Raw genomic sequence first — 19,349 nt, forward strand, 5'->3', positions numbered from 1 at the left:
GCTGCGCCCTCTCTAGCAGTGGGACAGGCTGTCGCTTCGGCGGTTCCCCGCGCACACCGTGCCCCGCAAGGCGGTCGCGCCCCGCGTCGCCCAGCGCCTCCCCGCCGGGCGTTCACATCCGTACCCCCTCCCACTGTTCGGCAAAATGCCCCGCCCCCTCCTCCGTCCCCAGGCTGCGAAAGCACGCCACGACGCAACGGCAGCCGACGAAGCACCCGCCACGTGTGCCTCCGTCAGCCCCCACCGGCCCCGGCCACGCCGTCTCGAAACCACACCCGTCGAGCCGCAGCCGCCCGGTTGCCCGCGGGCCCCGTCGGTGCGCCGGAGGCCCCCCAGGGGCCGAGGGTGTACCGACCCCTGGGCGCGGAGAGCCGCATCCGGCCTGCTGCACAGCCCCGCTGCCTTCCGGGCCGCCGCGTGCCGGCCCAGGCACATATCGGCCCACGCACATGCCGCGCTGCGCTCACGGCACCGCCCTGCCGCCACCCGACGGCCCCCACCGGGAGCACGAGCAGCAGCGTCCCGCAGCCGCAGGCCCCGCTCCTGCCCCCTGCGTCTCTCACGAGGAGGCCCCGGCGTGCACGCCGGGAAGGGCCCGCCCCGCCGGTGCACGTTCCGCCGGGCCAGGTCATTGGCCGGGGCTTCACCCCGCCTGGACCGGACGGGTCCACTTTGGCCGTGGCGGTTCCCTCCGGAGGCGCCGGTACGGCACGGTCCAGGTGAGGAGGCGGCATGCGGCACGAAGAGCACGGGAGGGCACCGGCCCGCTGGTTGATGGTGCCCGCGGGGGTGGAGATCGACCTCGACCCGCCGTGCGGGTCCGCCCGGCCCGCGGGCCGGTGCCCGGACGAGGAGTACGCGGCACGCCACGCGGCCGTCTGCCGCCGCTGCGGCGCACCGCAGCCGTCGCACGGCGGAGCCTGAGGCGGTGCCCCTCGCCCGGTACCCGCCCGCCCGCCCCGTGCGCGGGGAAGGGGAGCAGGACGTACTCGCCGAGTTCCCGCAGCACCCCGGCGGCCGGCCGGCGGCCGTCCCCGGGAGCGGGCCTGACACGGTGCACGCCGGCGTCCCGCGGCCCCTTTGGACGGCTGCGCGGACAACGCCGCCCGGTCCGGTGGCCGTCGCGGCGGGACACACGGCTTCCGGGGAGGAGCCCGCCCACTGCGGCGGGCCGCGATCGTCCCCACCGCGGCGAGCGGACGCACCGACGCCGTCTCCGTACGCCGATGGAGCCGCCGCCCGCCTCCCCGCCTGCCGCAACCGCGCACCGGGTCTGTCCCGTCCGCGCACCGCGCTGCCGCGCCGGCCCGCTTCCACGTACCCTCGAGACATCCCCTGACCTGCACGTTTGCCGCGCCTTGGTCCCCCCTTGGGCGCCCCGTCCGAGGCTGCCTGAGCACGCAGTCGGGAACGAGTGGCGAGGTGGGACGGAATGCAGACCAGGCTGCACAGGCGCACCATGCAGGGCGAGCTGTTCCCCCCGGCACGGGGAACCTCTCCCGAGGGTGTGCTGGAGGAACTGAGCACGGTGCTCTTCGAGTCCCTGCCGCGCAGCGACCAGCGGCGCCGGGGCACGGAGTACGTACAGGGCCTGCTCGGTGTCGAGGGCCGCAAGTCGATACGGAACATCTCCTCCCTGTTCGGCGGGGAGGCGGCGGAACAGAGCCTGCACCACTTCATCAGCGGCTCCACCTGGGACTGGAGCCCCGTCCGCCGCGCCCTCGCCCGCCACCTGGAGGAGGTCCTGCCCACCCGCGCCTACGTGCTGCGGCCGATGGTGATACCCAAGGCCGGCGACAACTCGGTCGGTGTGGACCGCCGCTTCGACCCCGGCCGCGGCCAGATGATGAACGCGCAGCAGGCCGTCGGTGTATGGGCGGTGTCGGAGGAGCACAGCACCCCCGTCAACTGGCGGCTGCACCTGCCCGACGCCTGGCTGGACGACGCCACCCGGCGCCGGCAGGCGTCGATCCCGGAGAGCGCCTCGCCCGAGACCATGGACCAGTGCTGCGTGGAGGCCTACTTCGGCATCGTCCGGGACTGGGGGCTGCCGGCCCGCCCGGCCGTCATGGACGCCCGCGAGGCCGACGTCCCGGGCGTCGTGGGCCGGCTCCAGGCCGGGGGCGCCCCGATGCTGCTGCGGGTCGGCGCCAACCTGCGGCTGACCGCGATCGACCCGGGCCTGCCCCGTACGGCGACCGAGACGGAGATGACGGCGCACCAGTTGATGCTGGTGGCCCGCCCGCTGCGCCAGCCGGTCATCCAGCGCGGGCCGGACGGGGGCGGTGTGCACGCGGGCCTGACCGCGGCCGTCAGGGTGCGGCTGCCCCAGCGGCCCTCCCGCCGCCCCTCCCGGAGCAGGGACCTGGTGCTCCTCGGAGTCGGCGAGAACGGCGGGCGCTGGCCGGGCGAGCTGTGGCTGACCGACATCACCGACCTGCACCCCGCCCAGCTGCTGCGGCTGACCCGGGCGACCCGGTGCGTGGAGCGGGACTTCGCCGGGATCGCCGAGCGGGTGGGCATCAAGGACTTCTCCGGCCGTTCCTTCAGCGGCTGGCACCGCCACGCCACCCTCGCCTCCGCCGCCCACGCCGTCGCGGTGCTGTCCGGCACGGCCGAGCAGCCGGCGGAGGTGACCCGCGTGCCCGCGTGAGCACGACGAGCGGCGCAGTGTACGGACAGGAAGAGGGTCTGTCCGAAACCCATCGCCCGTTGCGTCAGCTCACCGGCCGGTCCGGCCGGTGAGCTGACGGACTCTGCGGGGCAGCTGACGGATTGCCAGGTCGGTCTTTGGCGACCCCCGAAGCGGCGGCACACGATCGGCGGACCGATCCGACCAAGTGTCCGAGGAGTTCACCATGGCCAGCCAGCCGCAGGTCGCAGGCAGGCGTGCGGGCGTGTCCGCCGTCGTCACGGACCCGTCCCGCGCCGCGACCGGGAACAGGGTCGTGGTGCGCACGGCGAGCGGGCCGGTGGCCGGTGAACGCTCCGGCCGCGTCGCCGTCTTCCGCGGCGTCCCGTACGCCGCCCCGCCGGTGGGCGCCCTGCGCTTCGCCTCCCCCCGGCCCCCGGTGCCCTGGTCCGGGGTGCGCGAGGCCGTGCGCTTCGCCGACGCCTCCTTCCAGAGCGCCGTCCCCAACCGGCCGGTTCCGCCCGGCAGCGAGGACTCGCTGTACGCCAACGTCTGGACGCCCGGCCCCGGCGGCAGCCGGCCGGTCCTGGTCTACATCCACGGCGGCGGCTGGCAGGCCGGGGCCGCCGGCCTGCCCGTGTACGACGGAAGCCGCCTCGCCCACCGTGGCGATCTGGTCGTCGTCACCTTCAACTACCGCCTCGGCGTCCTCGGGTTCGGTCTGCACGAGGACCTCGCCGACCCGGAGACCGGGCACTGCGCCAACTGGGGGCTGCAGGACCAGCAGGCGCTGCTGCGCTGGGTGCACGCCAACGCCGCCGCCTTCGGCGGGGACCCCGGCAACATCACCGTGTGCGGCACCTCGGCGGGCGGCGCCGCGGCCTGGCAGCTCGCGCTGCTTCCCGGCCTGCGCGGCCTGATCCGGCGCATCGTGTCGATCAGTCCCAGCCATGTCACACCGCCCGCCACCGCCCTGACGCCGCGGGACTCCCGTACCGCCTACGAGGCCGTCGCCCGCCGGCTGGGCAGCACCGTCGCCGGGTTGCGCACCGTGCCGGCCGCCGCGCTCGCCGGGGCCTGGGAGGAGATCTTCGCCCCGCGGCCCGAGGACCGGATCGTCGGCAGCGGACGCTGGTACCGCGGCCCGGTCGTGGACGGCCGCACCATGCCCGCGTACGACCACCGGCTGCCGACGCCCGACGTGCCCGTGCTGTCGGTCCACACCAGCACCGAGGGCTCCTTCTACACCGGCCCCGGCTCCCCTCAGCCCGTGCCCGCCCCGCGCGACGACGCCGAGTTGACGCGGGTGGTACGCGACGTGCTGGACCTGGGCCGGCCGGGCGCCGGTGACGACCTCGCGGCCGCCTGCGCCGCCGCCTACCGGGCCGCGGCCCGGGACGCCGGCCTGCCGGCCGACCCGCTGTCCCTGTGGACCGAGATCCTGGGGGACGCGTTCTTCCGGCACCAGGTCGTCCGGTTCGCCGAGCGCCACGCCCGGTCCGGCGCCACCCCCCTGTACGCGATGGAGTTCGCCCACCCCGCGCTGCCGCCCCACTTCGGCACCCCGCACGAGGCGACCTCGCCGTTCCTGTTCGGCACCCACCGGCTGCCGCAGTACGCCCCGGTCTTCGGCGACGGGCCCGTCGAGCGGCTGCTGTCCGACATCTTCGTCGACGCCGTGGCCGCCTTCGCCCGTACGTCCGCCCCGCACACCCCGAACACGGCCGGCTGGCCGGCGTTCGCCCCCGGCGCACCCAGCACGCTCGTCCTCGGCGGACCCAACATCGCCGAGGTCGCCCGCACCCCGAAGCTCGCCCAGCTCGGCTTCTGGGACACCGTCGGCTGGGAGCCCCGCCTCTGACCCGCCGTCACGCACGGCGCATGGACCGGCCCGCTTCCGGGCCGGTTTCCCCACCATCCACGCGCGCCCGTATCCGTGGCCGCACTGACCACTCTTTGCGTCTGGAGACATTCGTGGACCACTCGCTCGTTGATATCGAACTCAAGTTCGCCCCTCAGCAACCGGCCTACGCCGATCCGGCCCAGGTGCGCCGGGTCCGGTCCGACCTCTCGAGCAGACCCCCGCTGGTGCGCGGCGACGACGTGCGCACCCTGCGCCGCCAGCTCGCCCGGGTCGCGGCCGGCGAGGCCCTGGTCGTGCAGGCCGGGGACTGCGCGGAGGACCCCAACGAAAGCTCCGCCCGGCACGTCGCCCGCAAGGCGGCCCTGCTCGACCTGCTGGCCGGTGCGCTCCGTCTGGTCGCCGGCAAGCCGGTGATCCGCGTGGGCCGCATCGCGGGACAGTTCACCAAGCCGCGCTCGCAGTCCACCGAACAGGTCGGCGGTCTCGAACTGCCGGTCTACCGCGGCCACATGGTCAACGACCCCGATCCCACGCCCGAGGGCCGCCGCCCCGATCCGCTGCGCCTGCTGACCGGTTACATGGCTGCCGACGACATCATGCGCCACCTCGGCTGGAACCGGCCGTCCGGGCCGGACCGCATCGACCCCGCGATGTGGACCAGCCACGAGGCCCTGCTGCTCGACTACGAGGTCCCGCTGCTGCGGCACGAGGACGACGGGACGCTGCTGGCCTCCACGCACTGGCCGTGGATCGGGGAACGCACCCGGCAGCCGGACGGCGCGCACGTCGCCCTGCTGGCCGGTGTGACCAACCCCGTGGCCTGCAAGGTGGGTCCGCGCACCACCACGGACGAGGTGCTGGAGCTGTGCCGGCTGCTGGACCCGCGGCGCGAGGCGGGACGGCTCACCCTCATCGCACGCATGGGCGCCGACACCGTCGCCGACGCACTGCCCCCGCTGGTCGAGGCGGTGCGCGAGGCCGGCCACCCGGTGATCTGGCTGTCCGACCCGCTGCACGCCAACACCGTGACCACCCCCGGCGGATTCAAGACCCGGTACGTGGAGGCGGCCGAGCGCGAGGTCGTCGCGTTCCACCAGGCGGTCGTGCGCCACGGCGGCACCGCCGGCGGCCTGCACCTGGAGGCGACCCCCGACGCCGTCCTGGAGTGCGTGGCCGACGCGCGGGAGGCCGACAGGGTCGGCGACGCCTACGAGACCTTCTGCGACCCGCGGCTCAACGCCGGCCAGGCCATCTCCGTGGTGTCCGCCTGGCACATATGAGCCGCCCGGACGTGGCAGTCCCCGCCCGCACGGCACGTGAAGGAGGAAGGCACGACATGCACAGCACCAGCGAAAGCAGACTGGCCCTGGTCACCGGCGCCGCCGGCGGCATCGGCACGGCCGTGGCCCGTGTCCTGGGTGAACGGGGCGTCGCGGTGGCCGCGGTGGACCGCGACGCCGAGCAGCTCGACGAGGTGGCCGAGAAGATGGGCGCGGACGGGCTGCCGGTGTCGTCCTTCGCCGCGGACGTCACCGACAGCGCCGCGGTGGAGACCGTCGTCGGCGAGATCGAACAGCGCCTCGGCCCCGTCGACTACCTCGTCAACGCCGCCGGCGTGCTGCGCCTCGGCGAGGTGAGCACCTTCAGCGACGACGACTGGAACAGCACCTTCGCCGTCAACACCACCGGCGTCTTCCATCTGTCGCGCTCCGTGGTGGGCCGCATGGTGTCACGCGGCCGCGGAGCCGTCGTCACCGTCGCGTCCAACGCGGCCGTGACGCCCCGCTCGGGGATGGCGGCGTACGCGGCCTCCAAGGCGGCCGCGGAAATGTTCACCAAGAGCCTCGGTCTGGAAGTGGCCCGGCACGGCATCCGCTGCAACATCGTCGCGCCCGGCTCCACCGACACCCCGATGCTCAGCTCGATGTGGCAGGACGCGTCCGGTCCGCACGCCACCATCGCCGGGAACCCGGAGGCGTACCGGGTCGGCATCCCGCTGGGCAAGCTCGCCCGGCCCGCCGATGTCGCGCACGCCGTGGCCTTCCTCCTCTCCGACCAGGCCTCCCACATCACCCTGCACACCCTGACCGTCGACGGCGGGGCCGCCCTGGGCTGCTGAGGGTGCCGTTCGGATCCCGCCGGGGCCGCGGGCCCCGGCGCCCCGGGCCGGCCCGATCCGAACGGCCTCCCCGGCGCCCGGCCGAGCGCGGCCGGAGAAGGAACGCGGTCCGGTGGACCGCGGGCCCGCACCGGCCGCGCAGCCCCCCGCGCCCCCTTTCGGGACGCGGTCCGCACCGACGAGAAAGGACACCGATCCCCTCATGACCGGCCTTCCGCCCATCGAGTCCTACCCCCTGCCCACCTCGTCCGAGCTGCCGGCGAACACCGCTCCGTGGATCCCCGATCCCGCCCGGGCGGTGCTGCTCGTCCACGACATGCAGCGCTACTTCCTCCAGCCGTTCCCCGAGCCGCTGCGCGGCCAGCTCGTGCGCAACGCGGCCCACCTGCGCGAGCGCTGCGCCGACCTCGGCGTTCCCGTCGCCTACACCGCCCAGCCCGGCGGCATGACCACCCACCAGCGGGGCCTGCTCAAGGACTTCTGGGGGCCGGGCATGCGTCCGGCGCCCGCGGACCGCGCCGTGGTCGACGCCCTGGCCCCCCGGGAGGGGGACTGGCTGGTCACCAAGTGGCGCTACAGCGCCTTCCACCACACCGACCTGCTCACCCGGATGCGTTTCCACCAGCGCGACCAGCTCATCGTCTGCGGGGTCTACGCCCACGTCGGTGTGCTGATCACCGCAGTGGAGGCATTCAGCCACGACATCGAGACGTTCCTGGTCGCCGACGCCGTCGCCGACTTCGACGAGAGCCGTCACCGCATGGCCGTCGAGTACGCGGCCGCGCGCTGCGCGGTCGTCACCACCGCCAAGGAGGTCCTGGCATGACCGGTACCCGCGCGGGCCGCCCGTACGAGGGCGGTCTGCTCGACGAGATCCTCGGCCCCACGCCGCCGCCGTTCGCCCTGCTGCACCGCCCCGAGGCCACCGGCCCGGGGGTGCTCGACATCCTCGCCGGCGAGGTCTCGCACCCCGGCACCCTGGCCGGCATCCCGCTGCCCGAGCCGTCCGGGGCCACCGGCGCCCCCCGGCACGAGGTGCTCGCCCTCGTCCCCTACCGGCAGATCGCCGAGCGGGGTTTCACCGGCCACGACGACGGCACCCCGCTGGTGGCGCTGAGCGTCACCCGGCAGGAGACCGCGCCGCTGGCCGCCGTACTGCAACGGCTGCCCGACGACTCCCTCCGCACCGCCGGAGCCCGCTTCGACGTCGACGACGACGCCTACGCCGAGACCGTCCGGCGGATCATCACCGACGAGATCGGCACCGGTGAGGGCGCGAACTTCGTCATCAAGCGCACCTTCACCGTCGACATCTCCGACTACACCCCGCACAGCGCCCTGACCTTCTTCCGACGGCTCCTGGAGCACGAGAAGGGCGCGTACTGGACGTTCGTCGTGCACACCGGCGAACGCACCCTGGTCGGCGCCACGCCCGAGCGGCACATCAGCGTGCACGAGGGCACCGCGGTGATGAACCCGATCTCCGGCACCTACCGCTACCCGGCCGCCGGCCCCACCCTCCCGGAGGTGATGGACTTCCTCGCCGACCGCAAGGAGGCCGACGAGCTGTACATGGTCGTCGACGAGGAACTGAAGATGATGGCCCGGATCTGCCCCGGGGGCGGCCGGGTCACGGGACCCTTCCTCAAGGAGATGGCCCGGCTCGCGCACACCGAGTACTTCATCGAGGGCGAGACCGCCGGCGACCCCCGCGAGGTGCTGCGCGAGACCCTGTTCGCGCCGACGGTCACCGGCTCCCCGCTGGAGAGCGCCTGCCGGGTCATCGGCCGCTACGAGCAGGAGGGCCGCGGCTACTACAGCGGCGTCCTCGCCCTGATGGGCCGTGACGCCGCCGGCGGCCCGGCCCTGGACTCCGCGATCTGCATCCGCACCGCCGACATCGACGCGCGGGGCACGGTGCGCATCGGCGTCGGGGCGACTCTGGTGCGCCACTCCGACCCGCTGTCCGAGGTGGCCGAGACCCACGCCAAGGCCGCCGGGCTGCTCGCCGCCCTGGAGGGGGCGGGCACGGCCCGGTTCGCGGCCCACCCCGAGGTGTGCCGGGCCCTGGAGGCCCGCAACGCGACCATCGCCGGGTTCTGGCTCGCGGACGGGGCGCAGCCGGCCGGGCCTGCGGCCCTGCCGCCGGGCCGCAGGGTCCTGGTGGTGGACGCCGAGGACACCTTCACCTCGATGATCGGGCACCAGCTGCGCTCACTGGGACTGGAGGTGACGGTCAGGCGCTTCGACGAGCCCTACCGCGTCGAGGGTTACGACCTGGTGGTGATGGGCCCCGGCCCCGGCGACCCGCGCGACCTGGCCCATCCCAAGATCGCCCATCTGGACGGCACGATCGCGAGGCTGATCGAGGAGGGCCGGCCGTTCCTGGCCATCTGCCTCAGCCACCAGGTGCTCAGCCGGCGTCTCGGCCTGGACCTGGTGCGCCGGGCCGTGCCCAACCAGGGCGTCCAGCGGGACATCGACCTGTTCGGGCGGCGCGAACGCGTCGGTTTCTACAACGCGTTCACCGCCGTGAGCGCCGAGGACAAGATCGAGACGGAGGCGGCCGGCGTCCTCGAGATCGCCCGCGACCCCGACAGCGGGGAGGTCCACGCGCTGCGCGGCGCCCACTGCGCGTCGATGCAGTTCCACCCCGAGTCCGTGCTCACCCAGAACGGGGTCGCCCTCACCGGCGACCTGGTGCGCTCCCTGCTGGGCGCCGTCCCGCTGGCCCCCGCCCCCTGACACCCCGGCGGTCGGCCCGGCCCTCTCCGGCCGGGCCGGCCGCCATCTGACGTACTCCCCCGGGACCTGACGGGTTCGGCATCCGGCCTTTGCCGGGGGCCGAGCGGGCTCGGGAGCATCGGCCTGCGCGGGAAGGCCCGAACTCTCATGGAAGGGTCACACATGATCACCACGGGCATGGCCCGGTCCGGCCGGACGAGTGCAGGCATCGCGATCCTGGGAACGGGATCCTGTCTGCCCTCGCACGTCGTCGGCAACGACGAGGTGGCAGCCGCCGCCGGCGTCACCGACGAATGGATCCGGCTCAAGACCGGGATACGCAACAGACGCCGGGCCAAACCGGACGAGGCCACCTCGGACCTGGCGATCGCCGCGGGACGGGCCGCGATGGAGGCCGCCGGCGTCGCCGCCGCCGACCTCTCGCTGATCGTGGTCGCGACCTCCACCCCCGACCAGCCGCAGCCGCCGACCGCCAGCGTGGTCGCCGACGGCCTCGGCGCGGGCCACGGCACCGCCGCGTTCGACGTCAACGCCGTCTGCAGCGGCTTCGTGTTCGCACTGAACGCCGCCCAGCACGTCCTCGCGGGCTCCGACTCGCCGTACGCGCTGGTCATCGGCGCGGACGTGTACTCCCGCATCCTCGACCACGCCGACCGGCGCACCGCCATCCTCTTCGGCGACGGCGCCGGAGCGGTGGTGCTCGGCCCGGCCCGGCCCGGGCGCGGCCTGCTGGCCGGACGGCTGGCCGGATTCGGCGCCGACCGCGACCTGATCGAGGTGCCGGCCGGGGGCAGCCGCCTGCCGGCGAGCGCGGAGACCCTCGCCGAGGGCCTGCACTACTTCACCATGAACGGGCGGGGAGTGCGCGACTTCGTGAACGCCACGGTCGCCCCGGCCATCACCGCCTTCGTCGAGGAAGCGGGTTTCACCGCCCGCACCGTCGACCACTTCGTGCCGCACCAGGCCAACGGGCGGATGCTCGAGGACCTCTCGGCCACGGTCGGCATCACGGCCGGTCACACCCGCTTCAGCTACGAGGACTTCGGCAACACCGGAGCCGCCTCGGTCCCCGTCACCCTCGACCTGGCGGCCCGCTCGGGACAGCTCGACGACGGGGACCTCGTCCTGCTGGCCGCCTTCGGCGGCGGCATGGCGATGGGCCTGTCGCTGCTGCGCTGGCAGCACAACCACCCCTCACTCGGCACCACGCACGTCTAAGGAGACAGTGATGTTGGACGGCATCATGGACGACTACCTGCGCCGGATCGGCGCGACGCGGCCCGAGCGCGCGGACCTCGAAGGGCTCCGCCACCTGATGGAACGCCACCTTCTGACGGTCCCCTTCGAGAACCTCGGCTACCACCTCGGCGAGGAGGTCTTCATGGACGAACGCGTCCTGCAGAAGATCGTCCGCGACCACCGCGGCGGCGGCTGCTTCGAGGTGAACCCCGCCCTGTCCTTCCTGCTGACCTCGCTCGGCTACGAGGTCGACATCCTGCCGGGCTGGGTGCACCGGCCGGGCGGGGTCCTCGGTCCCTTCCTCGGCCACCTGGCGCTGCGCGTCAAGGCCGACGGCGAGGACTGGCTGGTCGACGTCGGTTTCGGCCGCAACAGCCGCGCTCCGCTGAACCTGGCCTCGCGCGAGGTCCAGCACGACCCGCACGGCGACTACCAGCTGCACGACGTGAGCGACGGCGTCATAGACGTGCACCTCGGCGGCAAGCCCCTGTACCGGGTCGCCGACCGGCCGGTGACGATCGACGACTTCGCGCCCGCGCTGTGGTGGTACCGCACCTCGCCCGACTCGTCGTTCCTGCAGGGCCTGTTCTGCTCCATGCGCACCCCCGACGGCCTGGTCACCGTCAAGGGCAACAAGCAGGTCAGCACCGTCGCCGGCGAGGAGCGCACCAAGTTCACCCTCGACAGCGAGGCGGAGGCCCTGGAGGCGTACAAGAAGTTCTTCGGCATCAGCCTGGACCGGCTGCCCGACGAGCCCGCCGGGGGCGTCACCGCCGGCGTGCGGACGGATTGAGCGCGATGGCAGAGAACGCCCACACCACCGAGCCGGCCACCGGCACGTCCGACCTGGACGTACTGGTCGTCGGCGCCGGGCCCACCGGACTGCTGACCGCCGTGGAACTGATGCGCCGCGGCATACGGGTGCGGGTCATCGACCGCGCCGGGCAGCCGTCGACCACGCCCAAGGCACTGTCCGTGTGGCCCCGAGCCCTCGACATCCTCGAGGACGCGGGGCTCGCCGACGGCATCATGCGCGAGTCCGGCCTGGTCAACCGGCTCAGCTACTTCTCCGAACGCAAGCCGCTCGCCTCCTTCGCGCTGACCGAGGACACCGCCTGCCGGGTGCTGCCGCAGCACGTGACCGAGCGTCTGCTGGCCGAGCGTCTGGCCGGGCTCGGCGGCAAGGTGGAGCGCGGGGTGCGGCTGCTGGCCCTGGAGGGCGTGGACTTCTCCGGCGACATCGGCGCGAGCGACGGCGTCACCGCCGTCGTGGAGCTGCCCGACGGGAGCCTCGACCGCATCCGGGCGCCCTTCGTGGTCGGCGCCGACGGCGCCGGCAGCGCGGTGCGCGGCCAGCTCGGCATCGGCTTCCAGGGCAGCACCTACGAGATGGCCTTCGCGCTCGTGGACGCGCGGATCGAGGGTGAACTCCCGCCGGACGAGTGCCTGTTCTACCAGGCACCCAGCGGTGCCCTGGTCGTCGTGCCGATGCCCGGCGGCGTCTACCGCTTCCTGTCCGTCATGCCGCAGGGCCGCCACGAGGTCTCCCTGGAGATGATGCAGGGGCTCCTCGACGAGCGCGGACCGCGCGGGGTGCGGCTGACCGAAGCCGTGTGGCAGGCGGTCTTCCGCGTGCACGCCCGCCACGCCTCCGACTTCAGCGTCGGGCGCGTCTTCCTCGCCGGGGACGCCGCGCACGTGCACAGCCCGGCCGGCGGCCAGGGCATGAACAACGGCCTGCAGGACGCCCAGAACCTGGGCTGGAAACTGGCCGCCGTCATCCGCGGCGAGTCACCGGCGTCGCTGCTCGCCGGCTACGGCACCGAGCGCTCGGAGGCCACCCGCCAGATCGTGCGCGACACCGACCTGCAGACCCGTGCCTGGGTGGCGAACAGCCGGGCCAAGGTCCTCGCCCGGGACGCCGTCTTCAAACTGCTCGACCGCACCGGCGCCGTCTCGCGGTTCTACACCCCGGTGATGGCCGGGCGGCGCCTGGCCTACCCGCCGGTGCGCGACACCCAGCTGCCCTCGGGAGCGGCCGGCTGCCGGGTGCGGGGCCGTGTCCCGGGCGGTTTGAAGGACGGCGCCGTCTTTCCGCGGCGGCACGCCCTCGCGTACGGCATCAGCGGGCCCGACGTCGACCCGCACGCCTGGACCCTGGTGCTCGCGCCGCCCTCGAAGGCCTGGCTCACGGAGGCCGGGCACGTCGTGGCCCGCCACGGCGAGGCGGTGCGCACCGTGGTGCTGCGGCGCCGCGAGAGCGCCTTCGCCACCGGCTGCCGCGGCGCCGGCTACTGGCTGGTGCGGCCGGACGGGCACATCGCCGCCCACGGCCACCAGGCCGATCTCGGCCGCCTGGAAGCCGAGCTGAAACAGGCGCTGACCAGCTAGAAAGGGCCCGCCCGAGGAACCTGACATTAAAAGAGGCGGGCCCTTCTGGCGGACATCGCCGATGCGTAATGTCCAGGACATGAAGCTGCGAGAGGGCGTGGAATGGGCGGTGCACTGCTGCATCAACCTGTCCTGGGTCTCCCCTGACAGGGCGGTGCCGGCCGCGAGGCTGGCCGAGTTCCACGACCTGCCCGCGGCCTATCTGAACAAGCAGTTGAACGCGCTGGGACGAGCGGGTGTCGTCTCGTCCCGCTCCGGCCCTCGCGGCGGATTCCGTCTCGGACGCGAACCGGGGAGGATCACCCTGATGGACGTGGCGGTGGCCATAGACGGTTCGGCACAGGCCTTCCTGTGCACGGGCATCCGCCACCAGGGTCCGGCCGGCGGCATCGCCGGCCCGGCCGGACGCCGCACCCCCTGCACCGTGGCCCAGGCCTTCTCCCACGCAGAACTGGCCTGGCGGCACAGGCTGGCGAGTCAGACGATCGCCGATCTGGCGGACCTGGTCCGGCGGGCCAACCCCGCGGCACCGGACCACGTACGCCGCTGGTTCGACCGGACCTGAGCAGGCACCAAGAACGCACTCTCCCTGTACGCGTCGGGGCCGTCCCCGGCGATGGCGCCCCGTGCGCCTGTCGTTTTCCTGACCCCGTAGTGAAAGGCACAGTCATGCCGTCTTCGGCCACAGGCGCCGCGACCGAGGCACCTCGCCGGCGCCTCGGACTCCTCCTGGCGCTGCTGGCGTTCGCCCAGCTGATCATCTCCATCGACTACAACATCGTCTACGTCGCACTCCCCGAGATCGGTGAAGGGCTCGGGTTCTCCGCGCAGACCCTCCAGTGGGTGATCAGCGCCTACGCCGTCGCGTTCGGCGGGTTCCTGCTGCTCGGCGGCCGGGCCTGCGACCTGTGGGGGCCGCGCCGCATCTTCATCCTCGGCCTGTCCCTGTACGGGGTGTCCTCGCTGCTCGGCGGTCTGGCCACCGACCCCTGGGTGCTGGTCGCGGCCCGCGCGGTGCAGGGCATCGGCGGCGCATTCCTCTTCCCGGCCACGCTGACCCTGGTCTCCACCAAGTTCGCCGAGGGCAAGGAGCGCAACCGCGCCTTCGCCGTCTGGGGCACCGCCGGTGGTTCCGGAATGATCCTCGGCTCCCTCCTCGGCGGGGTCCTCACCGAGGCGTTCGGCTGGGAGTCCGTCTTCTTCGTCAACGTCCCGCTGGCCGTCCTCGCGATCCTGGTCGCCCTTCCGCTGATCGCCCCCGACGCCACGGGCGGCAGCCGCCGCTCCTTCGACCTGGCCGGTGCGCTGACCTCCACCGTCGGTACCACCTCCGTCGTCTTCGCCCTGGTCCAGGGCCCGGAGTCGGGCTGGGGCTCGGGTCTGATCGTCGGCGCGCTCGTCCTCGGCGTGGCCCTGCTGGCGGCCTTCGTCGTCATCGAGAAGCGCAGCAGCGACCCGCTGATGCCGCTGCGCCTGTTCCGCAACCGCAACCTGAGCACCGGCGCCGGGATCACCTTCTTCTACATGGCGACCTTCGGCACCCTGCTCTACTTCCTGACCGTCTACTTCCAGGGCGTGCACGGCTACAGCGCGCTGGAGACGGGCCTGGCGTTCCTGGTCCCGATGGTCGCCATCGCCATCGGCGCCCAGACCGCCGGCCGCCTGGCCACCAAGTACGGCCTGCGCGCCATCATGATCGCCAGTCTGCTGGTGGGCCTCGTCGGCACCGCGATCCTGGGCCTGACCCTGGCCACCGACAGCTCCTACATGGCGCTGATCCCCGGCATGATCGTCATGGGCCTCGGCCAGGGCGCCGGCTACACGCTGATGTTCGGTGCCGCCACGGTCGGCATCGACCCGATGGAGCAGGGCATCGCCTCCGGCTGGGCCTCCACCACGCAGCAGATCGGTGGTGCGGTCGGTCTCGCCGTCCTGGTCGCCGTCGCCAACTCCGGCCTCGAGGGCCTCACCGGCGAGGCGCTGCGCTCCGCCACCACCGACGGTCTGCGCACCGCGGTGTTCATCGCCGCGGCCGGCATCGCGCTGACCGCGCTGATCGCCCTCGGCCTGGACAAGCCGAAGAAGCGCACCGTCTCCCAGGGAGGAGGGGCCGCGGTCACCGCCTCCGAGGAGCCGCAGACCGCCCGGGTCTGACCCGCGCTCCGGCGCGCCCGCCCGGGCACGCCGGCCGCCGGACCTCCGTACCAATCGTTCCCCCGCGGGTGCGGGGGTTCGGCATGTCCGCCCTCCCGGGCGCCGGGTCCCGTTCCGAGCAGCTCCCCGGAACGGGACCCGCCGCCGTCGACGTGACCCGGTCCCGAAGGAGCGGTCACGTCGACGAGGTGTCAGGACGGTGCCGCGGCCGCGCCGGAGGCCAGGGTCCGGCCGTGAGGGGCAGCTTGTCGAACGGCTGGGCCGGACAGCCCGTCACGGCTGTCCGGCCCGGAGTCGATGACGCTGGCCGAGACCGGGACCAGGGGCCTTGCGGACACACGGCTGGACCGCGTCCGCGGCGCTGTCCGCCGACACCGTGCCGGCCGGGGGCGAGCCCGACCCGCACTTCGTCGCCCGCGGCGGCGGCCGGCTGCGCGACCGCTTCCCCACGGGGGTCCTCCCGGCCTGGCTGAGCGAGGACGACCTCGACGTCTGCGCCGGAAAGTTCGAGCGCACCGGCCTGACCGGCGCACTCAACCGCTACCGCACCATGGGCCGGGACCGGGAAGACCTCGCTCCGCACCGCGGAGCCCCGATCGAGCAGCCGTCCCTGTTCATCGGCGCCCCGGACGCCTCCACCACCTGGATGTCCGACGCCGTCGACGCCTGCCCCACCACCCTCCCCGGCCTGTCGGCCTCCCACCTCCTGGACGGCTGCGGCCACTGGATCCAGCAGGAGCGCCCCGACGAGGTCAACCGCCTGCTGACCGACTGGCTCGCCACCCTCCAGAGCTGAACCGGGCGGCCCGTTCCCCTTCCGGCCTCCCGAAGCAGGACTTGACGTATAACCAGGTGACCGGTTGCCGGGGCCGGAGGGTCCTCCGAAGGTAGATGTATGTCGAAAACATCGGTCGCCGAGGCGCCGCCCTCGGTGACACCGGGGACCGCGCCGCTCGTCGCGACCGTCGCCACCGTGTCCGTCATGGGTGTGCTCGTGGTCGGGCAGATGTACGTCACCATCCCGCTCATGCCGGAACTCGCCGGCGCCTGGGGCGTGTCGACCGGGGCGGCGGCGGCCTCGACCACCGCGTTCGCCTTCGCCCACGCGGTGGGCTCGCTCCTCAGCGGGCCGCTGTCCACCCGCTGGGGGCGGCGCACCGTGATGGTGGCCAGCGTCCTCGCCATGGCCGTCGTCACCGCCCTGCTGCCCCTGGCGGCCTCCCTGACCGACGGGGTCGTCCTGCGCGCCCTGCAGGGCCTGTTCGCGGGTTCGTTCATCCCCATGGCGTACGCCTACATCCACGCCCGCGTCGCTCCGCACCGTGTCTCGCTGGCGCTGACCGTGGTCTCGGCCTGCATGGGGGCCACGGTCGTGATCGGCCAGGTCGAGGCGCAGCTCGTGGCGGCGTGGTTCGGCTGGGTGTGGACGTTCTGGGGCACCGTGCCGCTGCTGCTGGCGGGGGCCGTCGTCTCCTGGCGGGTCCTGCTGCCCGAGGAGCGGCAGAGCGGGGGCGGCCTCTCGGGCCTGAAGGCCGCGCTGGGATCCCGGATGGTCCCGCTGTACCTGGTCATCCTGGTCGGCGCGGGCAGCCTCACCGCCGTCTACACCGGGGTCCAGCTGTACGGGCCCGACGCCGTGGCGGACGGCGGCGCGCCGCTGCTCGCGCTGCGCGCCAGCGCCCTGCCGGCGCTGCTGGGCGCTGTCCTGGCCGCCCCCTTCCTGGCCCGCTTCCCCGCCCCCCGCCGGGCGGCCGGAGCGCTCCTGGTGACCGTCGCCGCGATGCTGACCGCCGTGCTCGGCGGCAGTGACGCCGTCGTGCTCGGGGCCGCGCTGTTCGCGTTCATGGCGGGCTTCTCCACGCTCGGCCCCGCGCTCATCGAGTCGGTCGGCGCCCGGGCCGGGGCGACGGCCCAGACCACGGCGATCGCCCTGTACGGCTTCACGCTCAACGTGGGAGCCGGGGCGGGCGCCCAACTCGCCGCTTTCTTCGACCGGTTCGCCTCGTTGGCGCTGTTCCTCACGCTCGCCCTGGCGGTCGCCGCCTGCGGCGTCCTGCGCGGCAGGCGTACGACCTGACGCACTCGCGACCGCTTCGTTGCCGCACCCTCACCCGGCGCAGAACGATGTGGTCAGCGCCGTACACCGCACCGCCCACGTACTCACGACCCCGTACGCCCAGGGAGCGCCCGACCATGACCAACGTCGCCGTCATCTACTACTCGTCCACCGGTTCCACCCACCGGCTCGCCCGGGCGGCCGCGGACGCCGCCGCCGCGGAGGGCGCCGAGGTGCGGCTGCGCCGGGTGCCCGAGCTCGCCGCCACGGGACGGCCCGGCTCCCAGGAGCACGCCGACAGCGTGGCGGACATACCCGAGGCGACCCTGGACGACCTGGAGTGGGCCGACGCCGTCCTGCTCGGCTCCCCCGTCCACTTCGGGCTGGCCGCCCCGCAGCTGATGCAGTTCATCAACACGTCCTCGCCGCTGTCGATCCAGGGCAGGCTGCTCGACAAGGCCGTCTCCGCCTTCGCCTCCGGTTCCGCCGAGCACGGCGGCCAGGTGACGACGATCCTCGCGCTGCACAACGCGATCTGCCACTGGGGTTCGGTCATCGTCGCCACCGGCTCCGCCGACCCGGTGCTGTACGAGAAGAACAACGGCAACCCGTACGGCGCGAGCACGGTGGCCGGCAACCGCCCCGGCTTCATCCACGACGAGAACGTCGGTGCCATCGCCTACCAGACCCGCCGCACCATCCACGTCGCCGCCGCGCTGAAGGCGGCGGCCGCCGCTCCGGCCGCCGCCTGATCCGAGGGGAGACGTCATGGCTGTGAACGACCCGGCACGGCTGCCCTCGGTCTTCGTCGAGGCATTCAACGCCAAGGACCTCGGCGCCATCGACCGGCTCTTCGAACCGGAGGCGGTGCGGGTGCTGCGGCCGGGCGTGGTGGTGACCGGCGACGGCCGCCGCCAGGCGACCAGCAGCTTCCTCGCCCTGGGTGTCCCGATCGAGATCAGCGTCAGGCACACGTACGTCTACGGCGACACGGCCCTGCTGATCGGCGACTTCGTCATCGACGGCACCAAGCCCGACGGGGAGAAGGTCCACATCGAGGGCACCGCCACCGACGTGGCCCGGCGCGGTCCCGACGGCCTCTGGCGCTACATCATCGACAATCCGCCGGGCGTGGAGGTGGGCGGGGAGTGACCTGCCCACCCGCCGGACCCGCCGCCGGCCGGCGGTCCGCGGCCGGACGTCCGCTTCCGGGAAACCGGTCGACCGGCCGGGAAGAAGGGGAACCTGACGGACTAGTGAATTTCGGTGGCCGGCCTGGCGTGCCCGCGACACCATGGAGCGCGAACCGCAGCCGGAAACGGCGCGAGCACTCGACCCAATGAGGGAGCAGTACGTCCATGACCAATGTCGCCATCGTCTACTATTCGGCCACCGGAAACATCCACAAGCTGGCTGTCGCCGCCGCCGAGGCGGCGGAGAAGGCAGGGGCCGAGGTACGGCTGCGCCGGGTCGCCGAAATCACCGACGAGCCGCTCGCGCCCAACTACGCGGAATGGACCCGGGCGAACAACGAGCACGCGGCCGCCGCCGGCGACATCCCGGTGGCCGCCGTCGACGACCTGGACTGGGCCGACGCCGTCGTCTGGGGCACGCCGGGCCGCTACGGCCTGCTGGCCGGCCCGCTCAAGCACTTCATCGACCAGACCTTCGAGCTGCACGCGCGGCGCGGCCTGATGAACAAGGCGATGTCCGCGTTCACCTCGACGGGGACCCCGCACGGCGGGCAGGAGTCCACGCTCCTGTCCCTGAGCAACGTCTTCTACCACTGGGGGGCCGTCATCGTGCCGCCCGGCGTCACCGATGACATCCTGCTCGCGCCGAGCAACGGCAACCCCTACGGGGTCAGCGCCACCTCGGGCCTGCAGGCCATCCCGGGCCACCTCGCGCAGAACGTCACGGACGACAACCTCGCCGCCGTCGGCTACCAGACCGTGCGCACGATGCGGGTGGCCGAAGCGCTCAAGCAGGGACTGAAGAAGGACTGACGTCCTTTCTCCGATTTCGTGTGCCGCACACGAGAGGCCGGACCGCGCGTTTCGCGCGGCCCGGCCCTTTCCTTTGCCCGCGATATGACGCATTGACCGCCCTTTCCTTTCCGGCGGCGCATTCCCGTGAGAGGTTTTTCGGG

At 73.4% G+C, this 19,349-nt stretch carries 16 protein-coding genes and 1 pseudogene; all 17 read left to right on the plus strand.

All coding sequences use genetic code 11. From position 1 onward, the window contains the following. Positions 1-732: 732 nt before the first annotated feature. The 17 genes and pseudogenes from ORI94_RS28850 to ORI94_RS28930 all read left to right on the plus strand — a co-directional run bounded on the left by ORI94_RS28850 (position 733) and on the right by ORI94_RS28930 (position 19,206). Positions 733-924 (plus strand): hypothetical protein, encoded by a 192-nt coding sequence (locus ORI94_RS28850; RefSeq protein WP_266081109.1) that lies wholly within the window; start codon positions 733-735, stop codon positions 922-924. Between the two features lie 508 nt (positions 925-1,432). Next, complete coding sequence (locus ORI94_RS28855; protein WP_266081111.1) at positions 1,433-2,653, plus strand: transposase; 1,221 nt, start codon at positions 1,433-1,435, stop codon at positions 2,651-2,653. A 205-nt stretch (positions 2,654-2,858) separates the two neighbouring features. Further along, entirely contained in the window at positions 2,859-4,493 is a 1,635-nt protein-coding gene (locus tag ORI94_RS28860) for a carboxylesterase/lipase family protein (RefSeq protein WP_266081113.1), read from the plus strand. A gap of 113 nt (positions 4,494-4,606) precedes the next feature. After that, a complete protein-coding gene (locus ORI94_RS28865) occupies positions 4,607-5,776 on the plus strand; it encodes a 3-deoxy-7-phosphoheptulonate synthase (protein ID WP_266081115.1) in 1,170 nt (389 codons plus the stop codon). Between the two features lie 56 nt (positions 5,777-5,832). Continuing rightward, positions 5,833-6,615 carry a 2,3-dihydro-2,3-dihydroxybenzoate dehydrogenase gene (locus ORI94_RS28870; protein WP_266081117.1) on the plus strand — a complete coding sequence of 261 codons (783 nt, stop codon included), beginning with the start codon at positions 5,833-5,835 and terminating at the stop codon, positions 6,613-6,615. A gap of 202 nt (positions 6,616-6,817) precedes the next feature. Then, positions 6,818-7,441 (plus strand): isochorismatase family protein, encoded by a 624-nt coding sequence (locus ORI94_RS28875; protein ID WP_266081119.1) that lies wholly within the window; start codon positions 6,818-6,820, stop codon positions 7,439-7,441. Next, positions 7,438-9,360 carry an anthranilate synthase family protein gene (locus ORI94_RS28880; protein WP_266081121.1) on the plus strand — a complete coding sequence of 641 codons (1,923 nt, stop codon included), beginning with the start codon at positions 7,438-7,440 and terminating at the stop codon, positions 9,358-9,360. The genes ORI94_RS28875 and ORI94_RS28880 overlap by 4 nt, the downstream gene beginning before the upstream one ends. Before the next feature lie 162 nt (positions 9,361-9,522). Beyond that, the gene (locus tag ORI94_RS28885) at positions 9,523-10,578 is read left to right on the plus strand and encodes a 3-oxoacyl-ACP synthase III family protein (RefSeq protein ID WP_266081123.1); all 1,056 of its coding nucleotides are present in this window, start codon (positions 9,523-9,525) and stop codon (positions 10,576-10,578) included. Between the two features lie 10 nt (positions 10,579-10,588). After that, positions 10,589-11,392, plus strand: a complete 804-nt coding sequence (locus ORI94_RS28890; RefSeq protein WP_266081125.1) for an arylamine N-acetyltransferase family protein — start codon at positions 10,589-10,591, stop codon at positions 11,390-11,392. Positions 11,393-11,397: 5 nt separating this feature from the next. Continuing rightward, a complete protein-coding gene (locus ORI94_RS28895; protein ID WP_266081127.1) occupies positions 11,398-12,990 on the plus strand; it encodes an FAD-dependent oxidoreductase in 1,593 nt (530 codons plus the stop codon). Between the two features lie 79 nt (positions 12,991-13,069). Beyond that, a complete protein-coding gene (locus ORI94_RS28900) occupies positions 13,070-13,555 on the plus strand; it encodes an RrF2 family transcriptional regulator (RefSeq protein WP_266081129.1) in 486 nt (161 codons plus the stop codon). A gap of 104 nt (positions 13,556-13,659) precedes the next feature. After that, positions 13,660-15,144: an MFS transporter gene (locus ORI94_RS28905; RefSeq protein ID WP_266081131.1), complete on the plus strand. Its 1,485-nt coding sequence runs from the start codon at positions 13,660-13,662 to the stop codon at positions 15,142-15,144. Positions 15,145-15,484: 340 nt separating this feature from the next. Further along, positions 15,485-15,940: pseudogene (locus ORI94_RS28910) on the plus strand (alpha/beta fold hydrolase); the annotation flags it as partial. Positions 15,941-16,039: 99 nt separating this feature from the next. Next, on the plus strand, positions 16,040-17,221 hold the full coding sequence (locus ORI94_RS28915; RefSeq protein WP_266081133.1) for an MFS transporter: 1,182 nt from the start codon (positions 16,040-16,042) through the stop codon (positions 17,219-17,221). A 116-nt stretch (positions 17,222-17,337) separates the two neighbouring features. After that, complete coding sequence (locus tag ORI94_RS28920; RefSeq protein ID WP_266081135.1) at positions 17,338-17,952, plus strand: flavodoxin family protein; 615 nt, start codon at positions 17,338-17,340, stop codon at positions 17,950-17,952. A gap of 16 nt (positions 17,953-17,968) precedes the next feature. Beyond that, positions 17,969-18,352: a YybH family protein gene (locus ORI94_RS28925; RefSeq protein ID WP_266081137.1), complete on the plus strand. Its 384-nt coding sequence runs from the start codon at positions 17,969-17,971 to the stop codon at positions 18,350-18,352. A gap of 206 nt (positions 18,353-18,558) precedes the next feature. After that, positions 18,559-19,206: an NAD(P)H-dependent oxidoreductase gene (locus ORI94_RS28930; protein ID WP_266081139.1), complete on the plus strand. Its 648-nt coding sequence runs from the start codon at positions 18,559-18,561 to the stop codon at positions 19,204-19,206. The last annotated feature ends 143 nt before the right edge of the window (positions 19,207-19,349 follow it).

This window comes from Streptomyces sp. NEAU-W12 (genome assembly GCF_026242095.1).
Lineage (GTDB): Bacteria > Actinomycetota > Actinomycetes > Streptomycetales > Streptomycetaceae > Streptomyces.

Bases quoted from the DNA above. Each gene is read 5' to 3' on its own strand.
- ORI94_RS28930 (WP_266081139.1), top strand. From the start codon at position 18,559: ATGACCAATGTCGCCATCGTCTACTATTCGGCCACCGGAAACATCCAC.
- ORI94_RS28920 (WP_266081135.1), top strand. From the start codon at position 17,338: ATGACCAACGTCGCCGTCATCTACTACTCGTCCACCGGTTCCACCCAC.
- ORI94_RS28875 (WP_266081119.1), top strand. From the start codon at position 6,818: ATGACCGGCCTTCCGCCCATCGAGTCCTACCCCCTGCCCACCTCGTCC.
- ORI94_RS28885 (WP_266081123.1), top strand. From the start codon at position 9,523: ATGATCACCACGGGCATGGCCCGGTCCGGCCGGACGAGTGCAGGCATC.
- ORI94_RS28890 (WP_266081125.1), top strand. From the start codon at position 10,589: ATGTTGGACGGCATCATGGACGACTACCTGCGCCGGATCGGCGCGACG.
- ORI94_RS28855 (WP_266081111.1), top strand. From the start codon at position 1,433: ATGCAGACCAGGCTGCACAGGCGCACCATGCAGGGCGAGCTGTTCCCC.
- ORI94_RS28925 (WP_266081137.1), top strand. From the start codon at position 17,969: ATGGCTGTGAACGACCCGGCACGGCTGCCCTCGGTCTTCGTCGAGGCA.
- ORI94_RS28895 (WP_266081127.1), top strand. From the start codon at position 11,398: ATGGCAGAGAACGCCCACACCACCGAGCCGGCCACCGGCACGTCCGAC.
- ORI94_RS28915 (WP_266081133.1), top strand. From the start codon at position 16,040: ATGTCGAAAACATCGGTCGCCGAGGCGCCGCCCTCGGTGACACCGGGG.
- ORI94_RS28900 (WP_266081129.1), top strand. From the start codon at position 13,070: ATGAAGCTGCGAGAGGGCGTGGAATGGGCGGTGCACTGCTGCATCAAC.
- ORI94_RS28860 (WP_266081113.1), top strand. From the start codon at position 2,859: ATGGCCAGCCAGCCGCAGGTCGCAGGCAGGCGTGCGGGCGTGTCCGCC.
- ORI94_RS28870 (WP_266081117.1), top strand. From the start codon at position 5,833: ATGCACAGCACCAGCGAAAGCAGACTGGCCCTGGTCACCGGCGCCGCC.
- ORI94_RS28880 (WP_266081121.1), top strand. From the start codon at position 7,438: ATGACCGGTACCCGCGCGGGCCGCCCGTACGAGGGCGGTCTGCTCGAC.
- ORI94_RS28905 (WP_266081131.1), top strand. From the start codon at position 13,660: ATGCCGTCTTCGGCCACAGGCGCCGCGACCGAGGCACCTCGCCGGCGC.
- ORI94_RS28850 (WP_266081109.1), top strand. From the start codon at position 733: ATGCGGCACGAAGAGCACGGGAGGGCACCGGCCCGCTGGTTGATGGTG.